Raw genomic sequence first — 16,493 nt, forward strand, 5'->3', positions numbered from 1 at the left:
GCGTGACGACCCTATGCGTTTTTGTCACGTAACAGCCTAGCAGCGTGCGGCGTGTCCGGCGGCCATCGCGAGCCGGGGATGTTGCGACTTGCCTCACATGATCCGACTTGCCCCGCATGATCCGCCGGGTGATCCGCCGGGATGTGGCCATGATCGGTGGCCGCGGGCGGCTACGGGCGCACCGGCAGGTCGGCGCGTTCCACGAGACGCGCCATCTGCACGCGCCCCATCGAGAGCTTGTCCGCGGCGTTCGACAGGTGCGCCTTCGCGGTGCGTTCCGAGATGAACATGCGTGCGGCGATCTGCGCGTTCGTGAACCCCTCGGCGGCGAGGACCACCGCCTCGCGCTCGCGTTCGGGCAGCGCGTCGAGCATGGCGCGGGCCTCGTCGCGCCGGGACGTCGGCCGCTGGGCGTGCAGTCCGCTGATGAGCTGACGTTGGCTCGCCGGGTTGAACTGCGGCGCGTCGGCGCATACGCCGAGCACGCGCCGGATGATGTCGCCGGGGGAGTCCGTCTTCGACACGAACCCCTCCGCGCCGGCCTCCACGGCGCGTTCAACGGTGTTCGACGGGCTCAGCGAAGTGAGCATCAGCACGTGGGGCTGCCGGGGGAGCGCCCGGAGCCGACGCGTGGCCTCGATGCCGTCCATGTCGGGCATGGCGATGTCCATGAGCACCACGTCCGGATGTTCCTCGGCCGCCTGCCGCACCGCGTCGGCGCCGCTCGTCGCCGTGGACGACATGATGCGGCCGTCGGAATAGTCGGTGAGGATCAGCGACATCGCCTGGCAGATCATCGGATCGTCGTCCACGACGATCACCCGCACCGGAGATTCCGCGTCGTCGACCACGACAAGCCGGAGGACGCAGAGCGGGGACTCCACGAAGGCGGACGGCGACGCGTCGTCGGAGCGAAAGGCCGGGAAGACCATCGAGCTGCAGGCCACCGCCACCGGCGACGGCACCGTCATCTGGACGAAGAGCGGATCGAGCAACACCGAGCAGTTCTCCGGCTCCTGGTCGAAGACCTTCACCGGCGACGAGACCAAGGACCTCACCGGTGTGAGCGTCACCGGCGACGTCATGGGCGGCAACGACCAGAAGGTCACCTGTAAGGTCATCGTCAACGGCGAGGAGAAGGACGCCAAGGAGGCGACCGGAGCCGCCGGCAGCGCCTTCTGCACTGTGCCGCTGTTCTGACGCGGATGGGCCGGGTCGGGCTGTGGGCTGAAATTCCCAGACAACGCCAAGTTGGCCGCGTAGGATGGGAACCGTCGATAACGAGAAGGAGCGAACATGACATTCGGTCAGCAGCCCCAGCCCAATCCCAACTACGAGCCGCAGGGCAACAACACGTTGAACACCGGCTACGGCGCACCGCAGTATCAGTACGCGGGCCAGCAGAACACCGGATACAACCAGTACAGCCAGCAGATGCCGACCCAGTACGGTCAGCCGCAGTACGGCCAGCCCCAGTACGCGTACGCGGGGCAGGGCGGCGCCGCGGCCACCGTCAACGGCCAGGTCGCCTACTCCTATGAACAGGCGGAACGCGTCTCCGTCACCAAGGCGTACGGCGAGATGACCATCGGCCTCGTCGTGACCGCCCTGGTCGCCGTGCTCGCGCAGATCACCGGCGCCTACTACTACTTCCTCGCCGCCACCGGCGTGATCGGCCTGATCGGCCTGTGCGTCGTCCAGGTCGGCATGGCCGTCGTGCTCGGCATGCGCATCACGAAGATGAGCGTCGGCGGAGCCCGCGCCATGTTCTACGTGTACGCCGCGCTCATGGGCTTCACCCTGAGCTCCATCTTCTGGGTGTACGACCTCGGCCAGATCGGCGTCGCGCTCGGCGTCACCGCCGCGTTCTTCCTCGCCCTGACCATGTTCAGCCTCACCACGAAGTTCGACATGCTCAAGTTCGGGCCGATTCTCATGGTGGCGCTCGTCGTCCTCATCATCACCCAGCTGGTGCTCGCGTTCATCCCCGGCGTGAGCGGCATGACCCGGCTCGTGTGCGCCATCGGCCTCGTCATCTTCGCCGGCATGACCATGTACGACGCGCAGTCCACGAGGGCCCTGTTCAAGGCGTATGAGGCGCAGGGGCCGGAGATGATCAAGAAGATCTCCATCCTGTGCGCCCTCAACCTGTACCTTGACTTCGTGAACATGTTCCTCTACATCCTCCAGCTGTTCGGCAGCAGGGACTGATAGGAAAACGCGGGGAACCACCCGCCCAGGCCGCCGCCGATCGGCCGCAAGGGCGGCATCACGAATCATCGGAAGGCCCGACCATCATGTGGTCGGGCCTTCCCATATCCGTGCACGCGCACGGTAGGTTGAATCCCTATGGGAAGAACGGGAACACAGGGACGACAGGACATCATCGGCATGCTGTGCCTGACCGCATGCGCGCTCATCTGGGGGTTCGCGTTCGTCGCGCAGGTGCAGGGCATGGACGCGGTCACCCCGCTGTTCTTCAACGCCACGCGCTTCACGCTCGGCGCGGTCTCCCTCGTCCCCATCCTGCTCGTGCGGCATGGGCGTAAAGGCGGGATCGCCGAGACAGCCGACGTCGATGCCGGACCGGATCCCCAAACGTCTCGGACGGCGAAGCCGCCGTTCCGCCGTGCGCTCGCCAACCCGTTCGTCGTCGGCGCCATCTGCGGTGTCGTGCTGTTCACCGCGAGCACCCTCCAGCAGTACGGCATTCTCTACGGCAAATCCGCCGGCCGCGCCGGATTCCTCACGGCCCTGTACATCGTGATGGTGCCGTTGCTTGCCTTCGTGTTCCTCCGTCGTCGCATCGGTGTCCTCGTCGGCGTGGCCGTCGTGCTCGCCGTCGCCGGATTCTACTGCCTGTGCATCACCGACGGGTTCGGGTCGATCGGCCTCGCCGACCTGCTGCTTCTGTTCACCGCGCTCCTGTTCGCCGCGCACATCCTCGTCATCGATGAACTCGGTGCCAAGGTCGATGCAATCGAACTGTCGTTCATCCAGTTCTGCACGACCGCCGCGCTCAGCTGGATCGGTTCCGCCGCGGAAGGCTCCATCGACTGGACGGGAGCCGCGGCCGCATGGGAGCCGATCGTCTACGCGGGCATCGGATCGGTGGGCATCGCCTACACGCTGCAGGTCATCGGCCAGCAGTGGGTGCCGCCCACGCAAGCCAGCCTGCTGATGAGCCTCGAATCGTTCTTCTCCGCCGTGGGCGGGGCGATCTTCCTCGGCGAGGTGATGACCCCACGCGGCTATCTCGGCTGCGCGCTCATCTTCCTCGGCACCATGCTCGCCCAGACGCCCGCGAAACTGCCGAAGTGGATGCGTCGCGGCTAGCCCGCGGCACCCGGTCCCGCCCGACTCAGTCCGAGGTCTTCGGCGTCTGCTCGACCACCGGCGCGCCGTTGATGTCGCGGTGGATGTTCTGCATCTGCACCTCGATGTTCTGGAGGGACCGCGCGCAGTCGAGCAGCGTTTGCGAATGTTCGCTGAGTTTCGCATCCGGCAGGTCCGCCTTGTAGCGCAGCGCGTGTTCGAGGCTCGCCCAATAGTCCATGGCGATGGTGCGGAACTGCACCTCCACCGGCGTGTAGTGCGCGCCCGACGAGAGGAACACGGGCACCGCGTAGATCACGTGCAGGGAACGGTAGCCGTTCTGCTTGGGACGTTTGATGTAGTCCTTGACGCGCAGCACCTGGATGTCCGACTGGGCGGACAGGTAGTTCGATACCGAATACACGTCGTCACGGTAGTTGCAGATCACGCGGATGCCGGCAACGTCGAACAGGTTGTCCTTGATTGAATCGACGGCGATCGGCAGTCCCTTGCGTTCCAGTTTGCCGATGATCGATCCCACCGATTTGAGGCGCCGTTCCATGTGGTGGATCGGGTCGTGCGCGAACCGTACCTGGAACTCGTTGTCGAGGATCTCCAGTTTCGTCGAGATCTCGTACATCGCGCCTTCGTACACCTGCATGAGATCGACGAATTCGGTGATCTGGTCGGCGTCGAAGACGCTGTCCGACAGGTTCAGTCCCTTCAATCGGGCTTTGAGGTCGGAGGTGCTCAATCGGGAATGACGGTCAAGTATCACGGCAACGATTATAGCCGCGGGGACCATGCGAATCCGGACGTCTGCTGAAAATCTCCTCACGTGCCGTCGATGCCGGGCACCCATGGTCACCCCGCGCTCCGTCCGCGTCGCATACCATGTACGGGACATGCCGTGACCCGGCCGTCCCATAGAATGGAACGCTGTGAATGAAGACATGATGACCGAGGCGGAGCGCGCCTCATACGACGTCGAGACCGCCGACGCGGCCGCCATCGCCGGCCGGCGAGGCAAGGGCGTGTTCCACATCGACACGCTCGGCTGCCAGATGAACGTGCACGATTCGGAGCGCATCGCCGGCGTGCTCGAGGCGGATGGCTACGTGCCCGCCACCGAGGAGCAGGTCGCCTCGCGCGACCTCGACCTGATCGTGCTCAACACGTGCGCGGTGCGCGAGAACGCCACCGAGAAGATGTACGGCACGGTCGGCCGGTACAACCGCGTCAAACTCCACCGTCCGAATCTGCAGATCGCGGTCGGCGGCTGCATGGCGCAGATCGACAGGCGGAAGATCGCCGACAAGGCCCCGTGGGTGTCCGCCGTGTTCGGCACGAAGAACCTCGACTCGCTGCCGCGCCTGCTCGACCAGAACCGCGCCACCGGCAAGCCGCAGGTCGAGGTGACCGACGCGCTCGAGCACATGCCGAGCGACCTGCCCGCCGCCCGCGCCTCCCGCGTGAGCTCGTGGGTGGCGATCTCCGTCGGCTGCAACAACACGTGCACGTTCTGCATCGTGCCCACCACGCGCGGCAGGGAGCGCGACCGCCGCCCCGGCGACATCCTCGACGAGATCCGCCGCTGCGTCGCCGGCGGCGCGAAGGAGATCACGCTGCTCGGCCAGAACGTGAACTCGTTCGGCTACGGCATCGGCGACCGGTACGCGTTCAGCAAGCTGCTGCGCGCCTGCGGCGAGATCGAGGGATTGGAGCGCGTGCGCTTCACCTCGCCCCACCCGGCCGCGTTCACCGACGATGTGATCGCCGCGATGGCCGAGACCCCGAACGTGATGCACCAGCTGCACTTCCCGCTCCAGTCCGGCTCCGACCGCATCCTCAAGGCGATGCGCCGATCCTACCGTTCCGCCAGGTTCCTCGACATCCTCGGCCGCATCCGCGCCGCCATGCCCGACGCGCAGATCTCCACCGACGTGATCGTCGGCTTCCCCGGCGAGACGGAGGAGGACTTCCAGGCCACGCTCGACGTGATGCGCGAGGCCCGCTTCTCGTCCGCGTTCATGTTCATCTACTCGCCGCGTCCGGGCACGCCGGCCGCAGCCATGGAGCAGCTGCCGCACGACGTCGTCCAGGAACGGTTCGAACGTCTCGTCGCGCTGCAGGAGCAGATCACCGAGGAGAACCTCGCCACGTTCGAGGGACGTGACGTCGAGGTGATGGTCACCGGTCAGCAGGGCAAGAAGGATTCGGACACGCACCGCGTCACCGGACGCGAGAAGACCGGCGTGCTCGTCCACATCGGCGTGCCGGAGGGCGAGCCGACGCCGCGGATCGGCGACTTCGTGACCGCGACCGTCACGCATGCGGGACGCCACAACCTCATCGCCGACCCGGATCCGAGGAAGGGGCAGACCTACCATGTCCGCCACTGAAGCGTCTTCGGCCTCCTCCGCCGGGAACGGAACGCCGGCCGCCGAGCCGCGTGTCGTCTCGATCGTCGGCCCCACCGCCTCCGGCAAGACCGGTCTCGGCATCGCCATCGCCGAGCGTCTCGCCGCGGCGGGGCAGAAGGCCGAGATCGTCAACGCGGACGCCTACCAGATGTACCGCGGCATGGACGTCGGCACCGCGAAGGCGACGAAGGAGGAGCAGGCGCGCGTGCCGCACCATCTCATCGACATCATCGACCCGGATGACACGATGACCGTCGCGCGCTTCCAGAAGCTCGCGCGCGACACGATCGCCGACCTCAAGGCGCGCGGCGTGCGCCCGATCCTCGTCGGTGGCTCCGGCCTGTACGCGCGCGCCGCCATCGACGACATCTCGTTCCCCGGCACCGATCCGGCGATCCGCGCACGACTCGAGGAGCGCGAGAGGACGGAGGGCGCGACCGCGCTGTTCGAGGAGCTCAAGGCGAAGGATCCGCAGGCCGCCGCGCGCATGGACCCGCGTAACCCGCGCCGCACGATCCGCGCGCTCGAGGTCATCGAACTGACCGGCAGGCCGTATTCGGCGAGCCTGCCGCGCTACCGCTACGTGATCCCGTCCGTGCAGATCGGCCTCGACTTGGACCGTCGCGAACTCGACCGGCGCATCGGCATCCGTACCGCGAGGATGCGCGAGGACGGCTTCCTCGACGAGGTGCGCCGCCTGCGCCCGCATCTGGGCTTCACCGCCGGCCGCGCGCTCGGCTACCAGCAGATGATCGACCTGCTCGACGGCATGTGGGACGAGGAGGAGGACGCCTGGGCGGACATCGCGCAGAAGACGCGCCGTCTCGCCCGCAAGCAGATGGGATGGTTCGGCCGCGATCCGCGCATCCACTGGCTCGAGGCGCTGAACCCGCGGCTCGTCGACAACGCGATGGCGATCATCGCGCACGCCGACGCCGGCGACTACGACGCGATCGACGCGCACGCCGACGAATACGTCCAGCATCATCTCGGCGACATCGCCTGACCGCGGACGCGACGAGGCCCCCGGAACGTTCCCGTGAACGTCCCGGGGCCTCGTCGATGCGGGTCGGCCCGCCGGAAGCCGTCAGTGCGCGGGGCCCTGCTCGAACCCGGCGATGAGGAACACGCGCGTCGGATTCGCCGGACGCACGATCGCGGCGAACATGCGCTCGAAGCCGGACGTGTCGCCGCAGTAGGCCGCGTGCTTCGCCGCCTTGTACGCCTCGCGAGTCACCGGGCCCCAGTCGAGGTCCCAGCCAGCGTCGTGCGCGAGACGCGAGGCGAACATGCGCAGCGTCATCGCATTGCCGCCTCGGAACGGGTGCAGGTAGCCGAGCTCGTCGTAGACGTGGGCGAGACGATGCGTGAACTCGCCGCGGTCCAACGCCTGCAGATTGCGCCGCTCCGCCAGCTCGGTGGCGATGTTGAGCGCCCCCGTCTCGATCAGGCCGGCCGGGAAGAACGCCTCCGGGTTGTGGGCGAGCGCCGTGTCGTTCGTCACGCCACGCGACGTGTCCGACGTGCGCAGACGGCCCGCGTCGTCGAACACGCCCTCGAACAGCCCTTTGTGGATGGCGGTCAGCTCGTCGAGGTCGCCGGTCGGCCGCCACGGGCGCTCGACCAGCAGCACGGTGCGGGCGAACACGGATGCCGCATGGTCGCGCGCATGGTCGTCGAGCGAACCGTCCGCGAGCCGCGAGGCGCCCACCACATGGGACGTCTCGCCGTCCGCCGCGTCGATGAGGGCGCCCACGTCGATCCGGCCCGCCTCATAGTCGGCCGCGGCGCGCATCGTCGCATCGCCCGGCTTCATCGAATCCAACGCGCAGTTCTTCAGTGCAAATGCGACTGCGCTCGCACGTTCGGCTGGAGTCATGCAACCCATGATAAACCACGACGCATGCGCCGGGGCGTTCCCTCGCCCGCCGTTATGGGGAATTGACGATGATTCGCGCGGCATGCGCGCCACGGTACGAGCGATTCGCTACATTGGAGTGCGCTATGGCAAAGACACGAGGAAGCAGAGGCGCCGGTTCCGGCGCGAACGACGGGCGGACCCGTCGCATGGATCCGGTGAACGAGGGGGACTACATGGACGAACCGTGGTGGCGGCGCGCGTTGCTCGCCGTGCCGCGCGCGCTGGGCTCCGCGGTCCGTTCCGTGTCCGGCGTGGGCGAGTTCGACCCCGCATACCGCCGTGACGGCCTGTGCTTCGCGCTGCTCGTGTTCGGCGTGCTGTTCTGCGCGTCGGAATGGTTCCGCGTCCAGGGGCCGTTCGGCCGTCTCCTGCATGCCCTCGCGTCTGGCGTGTTCGGCGTGATGAGCGTCATGCTGCCCATCCTGCTGTTCCTCGTGGCGTTCCGGCTGATGCGCAACTCCGGCCGGGGGTCCGGCAATCCGCGCGTCATGACCGGATGGGTGATGCTTCTGTGGTCGGTCTGCTCGATCATCGACGTAGCGCTCGCCGCCGGCACGCCCGGATTCGACTGGACCGCGATCCAGAACGCGGGCGGCCTCATCGGCTACGCGCTGGGGTCGCCGCTCGCCTGGGGCCTTTCTCGGGCGTTCGCCATCGTCGTGTTCGTCATCGTCGGCCTGTTCTCGCTCCTGCTCATCTCGGGTCTGCATGTCACCGATCTGCCCGGACTGTGCCGCCGCATCGTCGCGCGCGTCCAGGGGCGTTCCGCCGACGACGAGAAACGCGACGACGACTTCCCGAACGAGGTGCGCGTCGGCGACGGCACCATCGCGTTCGCCGACGGCGTGCCCGCGCACGACGGCGAGGACGGGACGGACGACGCCGCGTCGCGCGGCGGCTCCGGCGCGTTCGGATGGCTGTCGCGCCTGTTCTCGCGACGTCGTTCCGGCGACGACCCGTCGCTCGACCGGTACGACGCCGACGATCCGTTCCGCGTCGCCGCGAAGCATCACGGCGACGCCGCCGAGACCACCGTCATCGCACCGGATTCGCTCGACCTGCCCGCCGTCTCGCCCACCTACGCCGACCCGTGGGCACCGATCGCCTCCGCCGCCGACGACGCGACCACCGTGATGGGCGCCGCCGCGGACCTGCCCGCCGGCGCGCCCGCGGCCGACGTGGTGCCCGCGCATACGGCGCAGCCCGCCACCGTGGCGATGGGAGCCGGCACGGGCGCCTACGGCGCCGACACCGGCGAACAGGACATGACCCCCGCCGTTCCCGCGGCCTCCGCCCCGTCCGAACCACACGTCGATCCGGTCTCCGGCGAGATCGTCGACACCGGCGACGCGAACGGGGGAGCCGGGACCGGGGCCGGAGAGGCGGTCGAAACGGCCGAGCCGCCGTACCGCCTGCCGGACCTCGACCTGCTCGTCAAAGGCAAGCCGCATGCGGCCCGCACCCCCGCCAACGACCGCGTGATCCGGGCCCTGACCTCCACGTTCCAGCAGTTCAAGGTCGATGCGAAGGTCGTCGGCTTCCTGCGCGGCCCGTCCGTCACCCAGTACGAGGTGGAGCTCTCGCCGGGCGTCAAGGTCGAGAAGGTCACCAACCTCCAGCGCAACATCGCCTACGCGGTCGCCAGCTCCGACGTGCGCATCCTCTCGCCGATCCCCGGCAAATCCGCCATCGGCATCGAGATCCCGAACGAGGACCGCGAGATCGTGCACCTGGGCGACGTGCTGCGCTCGCAGGGCGCGCTCGCCGACCCGAATCCGATGCTCACCGGCATCGGCAAGGACGTGGAGGGCAAGTTCGTCACCGCCGACCTCACGAAGATGCCGCACCTGCTGGTCGCCGGCGCCACCGGCTCCGGCAAGTCGAGCTTCATCAACTCGATGCTCACGTCGATCATCATGCGCGCCACGCCCGATCAGGTGCGGCTCATCATGGTCGACCCGAAACGCGTGGAACTGTCCGCGTACGCGGGCATCCCGCACCTGCTCACGCCGATCATCACCGATCCGAAGAAGGCAGCGCAGGCGCTCGAATGGGTCGTCAAGGAGATGGACGCGCGATACTCCGACCTCGAATACTTCGGGTTCCGCCACGTCAAGGACTTCAACAAGGCGGTGCGCGCCGGACAGGTGCACGCGCCCGCCGGCTCGAACCGCAAGGTCGCGCCCTACCCGTACATCCTCGTGGTCGTCGACGAGATGGCCGATCTGATGATGGTCGCCAAGAACGACGTGGAAAGCTCGATCCAGCGCATCACGCAGCTGGCGCGAGCCGCCGGCGTGCACCTCGTGCTCGCCACGCAGCGCCCGTCCGTCGACGTGGTCACCGGCCTCATCAAGGCGAACATCCCGTCCCGGCTCGCGTTCGCCACCTCCTCGGCCACCGATTCGCGCGTCATCCTCGACACGACCGGCGCCGAGACGCTGATCGGCCAGGGCGACGCCCTGTTCCTGCCGATGGGCGAGGCGAAGCCGAAGCGCGTGCAGGGCTCGTGGGTGTCCGAATCGGAGATCCGCAAGGCCGTCGAGTTCGTGCGCACCCAGCGCAAGCCGAAATACCGCGAGGACATCGAGCAGATGGCCAAGGAGGCGGAGAAGAAGGGCAACGAGCCGGACGAGGAGATCGGCGACGACATGGACGTGCTGCTGCAGGCCGCCGAGCTCGTCGTCACCACGCAGTTCGGCTCCACGTCGATGCTCCAGCGCAAGCTCCGCGTCGGCTTCGCGAAGGCCGGACGTCTCATGGACCTGCTCGAGTCGCGCGGCGTGGTCGGTCCCTCCGAAGGCTCGAAGGCGCGTCAGGTGCTCGTCCAGCCGCAGGACCTGCAGACGGTGCTCGCGTTCATCCGCGGCGACGGCCCCGCGCCGCAGTCGGCGGGCGCGACGCAGGCGTGACGGTTCCGCCGGCGCGGGCGCGGGCGCGACGCGACGGGAAGACGGGAAGATGGAAGAACGGGACGGCCTCTTGGGATTCCTACAGGAATCCGTCAGACCGTTCCCTTCCCGAGGTAGAGCAGTGAGGGTAACGTGAAGACCATGACCGACGAACAGATCGTAGAAAACAAGAAGCCGTCACTGCTGGACGGATGGAACGCCCCGCCGAACCTCGTCACCTACTCGCGCATCGTGCTTGTCGTGGTGTTCCTTGTGCTGTACGTGAAGGCCGGCCCGTGGGGCGGCGACGACCAGACCCTGCGCTGGGCCGCGGCGATCATCTTCATCATCGCCGCCTCCACCGATAAGCTCGACGGATGGATGGCCAGGAAGTACGACCAGGTGACCGAGCTCGGCAAGCTCATGGATCCGATCGCCGATAAGCTGCTCACCTGCGGCACGCTCGTCGTCGCCTCCGTGTTCGCCGAATTCCCGTGGTGGGCTACCATCCTGTTCCTCGTGCGCGAGATCGGCATCACCGTGATGCGCTTCTTCGTGATGGAACGCCCCGGCGGCAAGGTGATCGCCGCCGCATGGCCCGGCAAGCTCAAGACCCTCTTCCAGTGCATCGGCCTGGCCATGCTGCTGCTGCCGCTGTGGGTGTTCGACGAGGGGCAGGCCATGCCGATGTGGCTGAGCGCCTACTACTTCCTCACCTACGCGCTGCTCTACGTGGCCCTCGTCCTGTGCCTCTACTCCGGCGGCGTGTACCTCTACAACACGTTCATCGGATCGAGGAAGCGCTGACGTGCAGCGCGACACGTTCGCCGCGGCGATCCTCAGGACCTGCGAGACGCGCGGCCTGAGGATCGCATGCGCCGAATCGCTGACCGCCGGGCTGCTCGCCGACGCGTTCGTGCGCATCCCCGGCGCCTCCGCCGTCTTCCTCGGCTCGGCGGTCACCTACGACATCCGCGCGAAGGCGTCCATCCTCGGCGTCGACCGTGCGTTGCTCGCCCGCGAAGGCGCCGTGCACCCGGAGGTCGCGCGCCAGATGGCCATCGCCACGGCGCGTCTGTACGCGCAGCCGGAGGACGGCGACACGGTGATTGGTCTCGCCACCACCGGAGTCGCCGGGCCCGGTCCGGACGGCGACAAGCCCGCCGGCCTCGTCTACATCGGCGTGTCGCTTCCCGCGCCGGCGGCCGCGCTCGCGCCGGATCCGCGGGAGACGTGGATCGGGGCGGAAACGCCGATCGGCACGGTCCGTCTCGACGCGACCGACGACCACGGCCGTCGCACCGTCGCTGTCGAACTGCGGCTTGACGGCACCAGGCAGCAGATTCGGGAGCGTACCGTGCTGCGCGTCCTGCAAAACGTGAGCCAGTTCACATCAACTTTCTGAAGTTTCCCGCTTCGCTCTGGGAATAGTCCGTGCCGTCGGGCTGTTGGAAGTGATATCGAGCGATACGAGACCCCGTAGGAAAGGGATGGGAACATGGAGACGATGACGCGAACCGAACAGACGACGATGAACCCCGCCGCGGCGATGGTCCGCCCCGGCGCCGCCCGCATGCGCGAGCTCACGCCCGCGCAGCGCCGCGCCGTCATGTTCGCCCAGCAGCAGATGATCCAGGCGCGCGCCGCGAAGAAGGCCAAGGCCGAGGCCGAGGAGGCCCGCCGCCGCATGTGGGAGGAGGCCGACGGCGAGGAGCGTCCGGCGCGCGCCGCGGTCCAGTCCGACGCCAGGCGCGAAGCCGAACGCGAACCGGCCGAGCTGACGTTGCGCGAGGCCATCGGCCGTGTGCTGCGCGATCTGCGCACGCGCGACCACAAGACGCTGCGCGAGGTCAGCGAGAAGGCCGGCGTGTCGCTCGGCTACCTGTCCGAGGTGGAGCGCGGCCAGAAGGAGGCCAGCTCCGAGCTGCTCAGCTCCATCGCCGAGGCGCTCGGCGTGAGCACCGCGCAGCTGCTGCGCATGGTCGCCGACCGCCTCGACATGATCGGAGCCTGAGCCGGTGAGGGAACGCGAGTTCTGGCAGCTGCTCGAGGAGGTGTTCGGCCGGAGCTACGGACGGGCGCTCTCCCATGACCAGCAGCTGCCGCGGTTGGCGAACATGACCGTCGTCGAGGCGTTGGACGCGGGGGAGGAACCTCGTGTGGTGTGGAACGTACTGTGCGACCAGATGGGGGTTCCCGACTCCGAGCGCTGGGGACGGGATCATAACGCGCCGCCGATGCCCGCGCGGTGAGGCCGGCGGTCGCGTATCGCGCCGCGCCGATTTGTGTGCATGTCGTGAAGTCGAACAAATGTTCGTGCCTGTGCGCTATAGTTATCCACAGCGATAACCAACTGCGTTGCGCGTGGCGTTGCCGCGCTGCGGGCCGGAACCGTTGTCCCGATTGGGTTCGCCGCCTTCCCCGCGTCGTATGAGATGCGGCCGGGGGAGGGGCTCCGACCACAGGGGCGGTCCCGTCTTGCCGTGGCCCGGGTCGGTCCCATACCGTGGGAACGGCAGATCCGCCGCAACCGCGAAGGAGGACATCATGGCACAGAAGACGGGCGCCGCATCGGGCAAAGGGCAGACGGCCGGCGGCAAGGACGATCTCGACGCGCGCCGCAAGGCCGCGCTCGACACCGCGCTGGCGCAGGTGGAGAAGAGCTTCGGCAAGGGGTCGGCGATGAGGCTCGGCGACCGTCCCGAACAGAACGTGGAGGTCATCCCCACCGGCTCGCTCGCCCTCGACATGGCCCTCGGCATCGGCGGCCTGCCCAAGGGGCGCGTCATCGAGATCTACGGCCCCGAATCGTCGGGCAAGACCACACTTGCGCTGCACGTGGTCGCCAACGCGCAGCGCAAGGGCGGCGTGGCCGCGTTCATCGACGCGGAGCACGCGCTCGACCCGGTGTACGCCCGCAAGCTCGGCGTCGACACCGACTCCCTCATCGTCTCCCAGCCGGACAACGGCGAGCAGGCGCTGGAGATCGCCGACATGCTCATCCGTTCCGGCGCGCTCGACGTGATCGTCGTCGATTCGGTCGCCGCCCTCGTGCCCAAGGCCGAGATCGACGGCGACATGGGCGACAGCCACGTGGGCCTGCAGGCCAGGCTGATGAGCCAGGCACTGCGCAAGATGACCGGCGCGCTCGCCCAGGCGGGCACCACCGCCATCTTCATCAACCAGCTGCGCGAGAAGATCGGCGTGTTCTTCGGCAGCCCGGAGACCACCACCGGCGGCAAGGCGCTGAAGTTCTACTCCTCGGTGCGTCTCGACATCCGCCGCATCCAGACCATCAAGAACGGCGAGGAGGCCATCGGCAACCGCACGCGCGTCAAGGTCGTCAAGAACAAGATGGCCCCGCCCTTCAAGTCCGCCGAATTCGACATGCTCTACGGCGAGGGCATCTCGCGCGAGGGTTCCGCGCTCGACATGGCCATCCAGGTCGGCGTCGTCAAGAAGTCCGGTTCCTGGTTCACCTACGACGGCGACCAGCTCGGCCAAGGCCGCGAGAAGGTGCGCCAGTTCCTCAAGGATAATCCGGCCATCACCGAGGAGATCGAGAACAAGGTCAAGGCCGAGTTCGGCCTCATCCAGCCGACCGACCAGTTCGCCGAGGACGACGCCACCAAGGCCGCCTCCGAGGCCGACGCGAACACCGAGTCGGTGGCCGCCAGCGAATCCAACGAGTCCGCGAAGGCGCCGGCGAAGACGTCGGCGAAGCTGTCGGCGGACGCCAAGACGACGGCCAAGGCCTGACGTGATCAGCGCCGAGTCGTTTCTCGCGGGGATGGGGAAGCCTCCCATCCCCGCGGCGCGGGACGATGTGCCCGGAACATCCGGTGGCGCCGCCCGCGATGGGGCCGCGGATTTCGACGCCTGCCGCGAGGCGGCGTTGCGCCTGCTCGATGCGGCCCCGCGCGCATCCGGCGCGCTTCGCGACCGTCTGCTGGGCAAAGGCTACGAGGAGGATGTGGTCGACGGCGTCATCGACCGTCTGATCCAGGTGCGTCTGCTCGACGATCGTGAATACGCCGAAAGCGCGATGCGCTACTGCGTGGGCAGGATGATGGGCCGGCGCGGCGCCGTCGCGGAGCTGACGCGCAAGGGCGTCGCGCGGTCGATGGCCGAGGAGGTCGCCGGCGAGGCCGACGCCGACGGCGCCTTCGAGGACGCCGCATGGGAGCTGGGACGCAAGGTCGCCCGCAAGACCGAAGGACTCGACCGTCAGGTGCGCATGCGCCGGTTCTGGTCGGCAGGCGGGCGCAAGGGACATGACGCGGAGACGCTGCGTCGCGTCGCGTCGGAACTGTTCCGGTGAACCGTCGCTCCGCCCGGGGCCATCATGGCCCATCGTTCCGTCGTATCCGTCGGAACCGCGAGCGGGGATCAGGAATTGAGGTGAGACCCCTTATACCCCGGGTTCTGTCGTGCCGTGCGCGAACGCGCGGCACGGATGGCCATCCATCTCGACCTGACGTCGCCGCCAGGCTCTAGCAGCCTACCCGATGGCACGGGCGAGCAGCCCTTACCGCCATCTGCTTGGCCTTGCTCCCGATGAGGCTTGCCATGCGGCCCGCTGTTGCCAGGGGTCCGGTGGTCTCTTACACCGCCGTTTCACCCTTACCCGTCGAGGACGGGCGGTCTGTTCTCTGCTGCGCTATCTCTCAGGTCGCCCTGGGCGGACGTTATCCGCCATCGTGCTCTGCGGAGCCCGGAAGTTCCTCAGCCCGAGTCCCATGCGGGACCTGGGCCGCGGCCATCAAGGGGTCTCGACCGCACAACTATACACGACCGTCCGACACGTCGCCTCGACGGACGCTGGAAGACACGCGGGGCGCGTCGGCTCCCGTCCATGCGGAATCCATGCAATCACGCGGATGTTGCACGTATGCGTCGGGGAAATGACGAAGAACCGGTATTCTTTCCGCGAGTTCTCCCGCCGTTAACGCCCGGTTCGTCTAGAATGGGGCGTACCCGGACGGTGAAGACGCCGTACGGAACGCAAATAGCGGGCAACCGCTTGAGTTAAGGGAGGTCCACATGGAAATCGTCGTTACCGGACGTCACACGCAGGTCAAGCCCAGGTTCCGTGATGTCGTAGAGAACAAGATGAATCGTGTGACCGCTATCGCGCCCGATGCGCAGCGCGCCCAGGTGGTGCTGTCGCATGAGGGCAACCCGCGTCAGGCGGATACCGCCAAGCGCGTGGAGATCACCATCATCGCCGGCCGCACCGTGGTGCGCGCCGAGGCATCGAGCGCCGACGAGTTCAGCGCGCTCGACCTGGCGATGGACAAGCTGACGCTGCGTCTGCGCCGCACGCGCGACCGCCGCAAGGACCACCGCCGCGGCTACACGAACCCCGTCCCGGTGGACATGGGCGTCGTCGAGCCGCCGGTCGTCGAGGAGGAGGCTCCGGAGGAGGAGCCGAACAACAGCCCGGCCGCGGCCGTCGCCTCGGATCTCGGCCCCGGCGAGTCCGTCGAGGTCCAGGTGGGCGACACCCCGATCGTCATCCGTCGCAAGCTTCACATCGCCGAGCCGATGAGCATCGACGAGGCGCTGTACGAGATGGAGCTGATTGGACACGACTTCTTCCTGTTCGTCAACAAGGAGACCGGCCGTCCGTCCGTCGTCTACCACCGTCACGGCTGGAGCTACGGCGTGTTCGAGATCGACACCCCGGAGAACGTGAAGGCCGCCGAGTGACGTCGATTCGACGCATCCGACACGATTGACCGATGAGGGGGCCGCGCCCATGGTGGCGCGGCCCCCTCATCGTATGCGCGGCCCGATGCGTGCGGGACGGAAAACGGTTTCGTTGGCGTCCTCCCGCCGGCCGTCGGCGAAAAAGGCCGCCGAATATGAGGAAAATGTGCGGGCTTATCGCGATTATCGCGTAAGATAATCGGCAGTGTGTCCGCGCAGGCGCGACACGGA

At 67.7% G+C, this 16,493-nt stretch carries 16 protein-coding genes and 1 other RNA gene; 13 read left to right on the forward strand and 4 right to left on the reverse strand.

Annotation, left to right across the window (positions count from 1 at the left end; all coding sequences use genetic code 11):
• Positions 1-170: 170 nt before the first annotated feature.
• A complete protein-coding gene (locus AC1AYN_RS02475) occupies positions 171-797 on the reverse strand; it encodes a response regulator (protein ID WP_476531850.1) in 627 nt (208 codons plus the stop codon).
• Between AC1AYN_RS02475 and AC1AYN_RS02480 the strand changes: the two genes are divergently transcribed.
• The 3 genes from AC1AYN_RS02480 to AC1AYN_RS02490 all read left to right on the forward strand — a co-directional run bounded on the left by AC1AYN_RS02480 (position 766) and on the right by AC1AYN_RS02490 (position 3,336).
• Positions 766-1,200 (forward strand): hypothetical protein, encoded by a 435-nt coding sequence (locus tag AC1AYN_RS02480; RefSeq protein WP_476531852.1) that lies wholly within the window; start codon positions 766-768, stop codon positions 1,198-1,200. The two genes, AC1AYN_RS02475 and AC1AYN_RS02480, sit on opposite strands and share 32 nt — an antisense overlap.
• Before the next feature lie 96 nt (positions 1,201-1,296).
• Positions 1,297-2,211 (forward strand): Bax inhibitor-1 family protein, encoded by a 915-nt coding sequence (locus tag AC1AYN_RS02485; RefSeq protein WP_476531854.1) that lies wholly within the window; start codon positions 1,297-1,299, stop codon positions 2,209-2,211.
• A gap of 180 nt (positions 2,212-2,391) precedes the next feature.
• Positions 2,392-3,336, forward strand: coding sequence for a DMT family transporter (locus AC1AYN_RS02490; protein WP_476532316.1), 945 nt, complete (start codon positions 2,392-2,394; stop codon positions 3,334-3,336).
• 25 nt (positions 3,337-3,361) lie between these two features.
• Here AC1AYN_RS02490 and AC1AYN_RS02495 read toward each other — a convergent pair whose 3' ends face one another.
• Positions 3,362-4,120, reverse strand: coding sequence for a GTP pyrophosphokinase (locus AC1AYN_RS02495; RefSeq protein ID WP_476531856.1), 759 nt, complete (start codon positions 4,118-4,120; stop codon positions 3,362-3,364).
• Between the two features lie 148 nt (positions 4,121-4,268).
• Here AC1AYN_RS02495 and miaB point away from each other — a divergent pair, with 148 nt between their 5' ends.
• Together miaB and miaA are read left to right on the forward strand one after the other, a co-directional pair.
• A complete protein-coding gene (gene miaB / locus AC1AYN_RS02500; RefSeq protein ID WP_476502026.1) occupies positions 4,269-5,717 on the forward strand; it encodes a tRNA (N6-isopentenyl adenosine(37)-C2)-methylthiotransferase MiaB in 1,449 nt (482 codons plus the stop codon).
• The gene (miaA, locus tag AC1AYN_RS02505; protein WP_476531858.1) at positions 5,704-6,744 is read left to right on the forward strand and encodes a tRNA (adenosine(37)-N6)-dimethylallyltransferase MiaA; all 1,041 of its coding nucleotides are present in this window, start codon (positions 5,704-5,706) and stop codon (positions 6,742-6,744) included. The genes miaB and miaA overlap by 14 nt, the downstream gene beginning before the upstream one ends.
• Positions 6,745-6,825: 81 nt before the next feature.
• Here the strand turns inward: miaA and AC1AYN_RS02510 are convergent, their stop codons facing one another.
• Positions 6,826-7,617, reverse strand: a complete 792-nt coding sequence (locus AC1AYN_RS02510) for a Fic/DOC family protein (RefSeq protein WP_476531860.1) — start codon at positions 7,615-7,617, stop codon at positions 6,826-6,828.
• A gap of 125 nt (positions 7,618-7,742) precedes the next feature.
• Here AC1AYN_RS02510 and AC1AYN_RS02515 point away from each other — a divergent pair, with 125 nt between their 5' ends.
• From AC1AYN_RS02515 to AC1AYN_RS02545, 7 genes are all read left to right on the forward strand, one after another.
• Positions 7,743-10,571 carry an FtsK/SpoIIIE family DNA translocase gene (locus tag AC1AYN_RS02515; protein WP_476531862.1) on the forward strand — a complete coding sequence of 943 codons (2,829 nt, stop codon included), beginning with the start codon at positions 7,743-7,745 and terminating at the stop codon, positions 10,569-10,571.
• Between the two features lie 141 nt (positions 10,572-10,712).
• Positions 10,713-11,357: a CDP-diacylglycerol--glycerol-3-phosphate 3-phosphatidyltransferase gene (gene pgsA / locus AC1AYN_RS02520; RefSeq protein ID WP_476531864.1), complete on the forward strand. Its 645-nt coding sequence runs from the start codon at positions 10,713-10,715 to the stop codon at positions 11,355-11,357.
• 1 nt (position 11,358) lies between these two features.
• Positions 11,359-11,955: a CinA family protein gene (locus AC1AYN_RS02525; RefSeq protein ID WP_476531866.1), complete on the forward strand. Its 597-nt coding sequence runs from the start codon at positions 11,359-11,361 to the stop codon at positions 11,953-11,955.
• Positions 11,956-12,048: 93 nt separating this feature from the next.
• Positions 12,049-12,564, forward strand: coding sequence for a helix-turn-helix domain-containing protein (locus tag AC1AYN_RS02530; protein ID WP_476501882.1), 516 nt, complete (start codon positions 12,049-12,051; stop codon positions 12,562-12,564).
• Positions 12,565-12,568: 4 nt separating this feature from the next.
• Positions 12,569-12,802: a DUF3046 domain-containing protein gene (locus AC1AYN_RS02535; RefSeq protein WP_476531868.1), complete on the forward strand. Its 234-nt coding sequence runs from the start codon at positions 12,569-12,571 to the stop codon at positions 12,800-12,802.
• A 295-nt stretch (positions 12,803-13,097) separates the two neighbouring features.
• Complete coding sequence (recA, locus tag AC1AYN_RS02540) at positions 13,098-14,309, forward strand: recombinase RecA (protein WP_476531870.1); 1,212 nt, start codon at positions 13,098-13,100, stop codon at positions 14,307-14,309.
• Position 14,310: 1 nt separating this feature from the next.
• Positions 14,311-14,871, forward strand: a complete 561-nt coding sequence (locus AC1AYN_RS02545; RefSeq protein WP_476531872.1) for a regulatory protein RecX — start codon at positions 14,311-14,313, stop codon at positions 14,869-14,871.
• A 77-nt stretch (positions 14,872-14,948) separates the two neighbouring features.
• On the opposite strand, the gene rnpB is transcribed toward AC1AYN_RS02545, so the two are convergent.
• An RNA gene (rnpB, locus tag AC1AYN_RS02550) (RNase P RNA component class A) lies at positions 14,949-15,325 on the reverse strand.
• A gap of 268 nt (positions 15,326-15,593) precedes the next feature.
• On the opposite strand from rnpB, the gene hpf reads away from it, so the two are divergent.
• Positions 15,594-16,262: a ribosome hibernation-promoting factor, HPF/YfiA family gene (gene hpf, locus AC1AYN_RS02555; RefSeq protein WP_476501878.1), complete on the forward strand. Its 669-nt coding sequence runs from the start codon at positions 15,594-15,596 to the stop codon at positions 16,260-16,262.
• The last annotated feature ends 231 nt before the right edge of the window (positions 16,263-16,493 follow it).

The organism is Bifidobacterium sp. LH_413 (assembly GCF_056357015.1).

Excerpts from the sequence above, each read along its gene's own strand:
- AC1AYN_RS02475 (WP_476531850.1), bottom strand. The coding sequence starts at position 797 with ATGATCTGCCAGGCGATGTCGCTGATCCTCACCGACTATTCCGACGGC.
- AC1AYN_RS02485 (WP_476531854.1), top strand. The coding sequence starts at position 1,297 with ATGACATTCGGTCAGCAGCCCCAGCCCAATCCCAACTACGAGCCGCAG.
- AC1AYN_RS02490 (WP_476532316.1), top strand. The coding sequence starts at position 2,392 with ATGCTGTGCCTGACCGCATGCGCGCTCATCTGGGGGTTCGCGTTCGTC.
- AC1AYN_RS02495 (WP_476531856.1), bottom strand. The coding sequence starts at position 4,120 with ATGGTCCCCGCGGCTATAATCGTTGCCGTGATACTTGACCGTCATTCC.
- miaB (WP_476502026.1), top strand. The coding sequence starts at position 4,269 with ATGATGACCGAGGCGGAGCGCGCCTCATACGACGTCGAGACCGCCGAC.
- miaA (WP_476531858.1), top strand. The coding sequence starts at position 5,704 with ATGTCCGCCACTGAAGCGTCTTCGGCCTCCTCCGCCGGGAACGGAACG.
- AC1AYN_RS02510 (WP_476531860.1), bottom strand. The coding sequence starts at position 7,617 with ATGACTCCAGCCGAACGTGCGAGCGCAGTCGCATTTGCACTGAAGAAC.
- AC1AYN_RS02515 (WP_476531862.1), top strand. The coding sequence starts at position 7,743 with ATGGCAAAGACACGAGGAAGCAGAGGCGCCGGTTCCGGCGCGAACGAC.
- pgsA (WP_476531864.1), top strand. The coding sequence starts at position 10,713 with ATGACCGACGAACAGATCGTAGAAAACAAGAAGCCGTCACTGCTGGAC.
- AC1AYN_RS02530 (WP_476501882.1), top strand. The coding sequence starts at position 12,049 with ATGGAGACGATGACGCGAACCGAACAGACGACGATGAACCCCGCCGCG.
- recA (WP_476531870.1), top strand. The coding sequence starts at position 13,098 with ATGGCACAGAAGACGGGCGCCGCATCGGGCAAAGGGCAGACGGCCGGC.
- hpf (WP_476501878.1), top strand. The coding sequence starts at position 15,594 with ATGGAAATCGTCGTTACCGGACGTCACACGCAGGTCAAGCCCAGGTTC.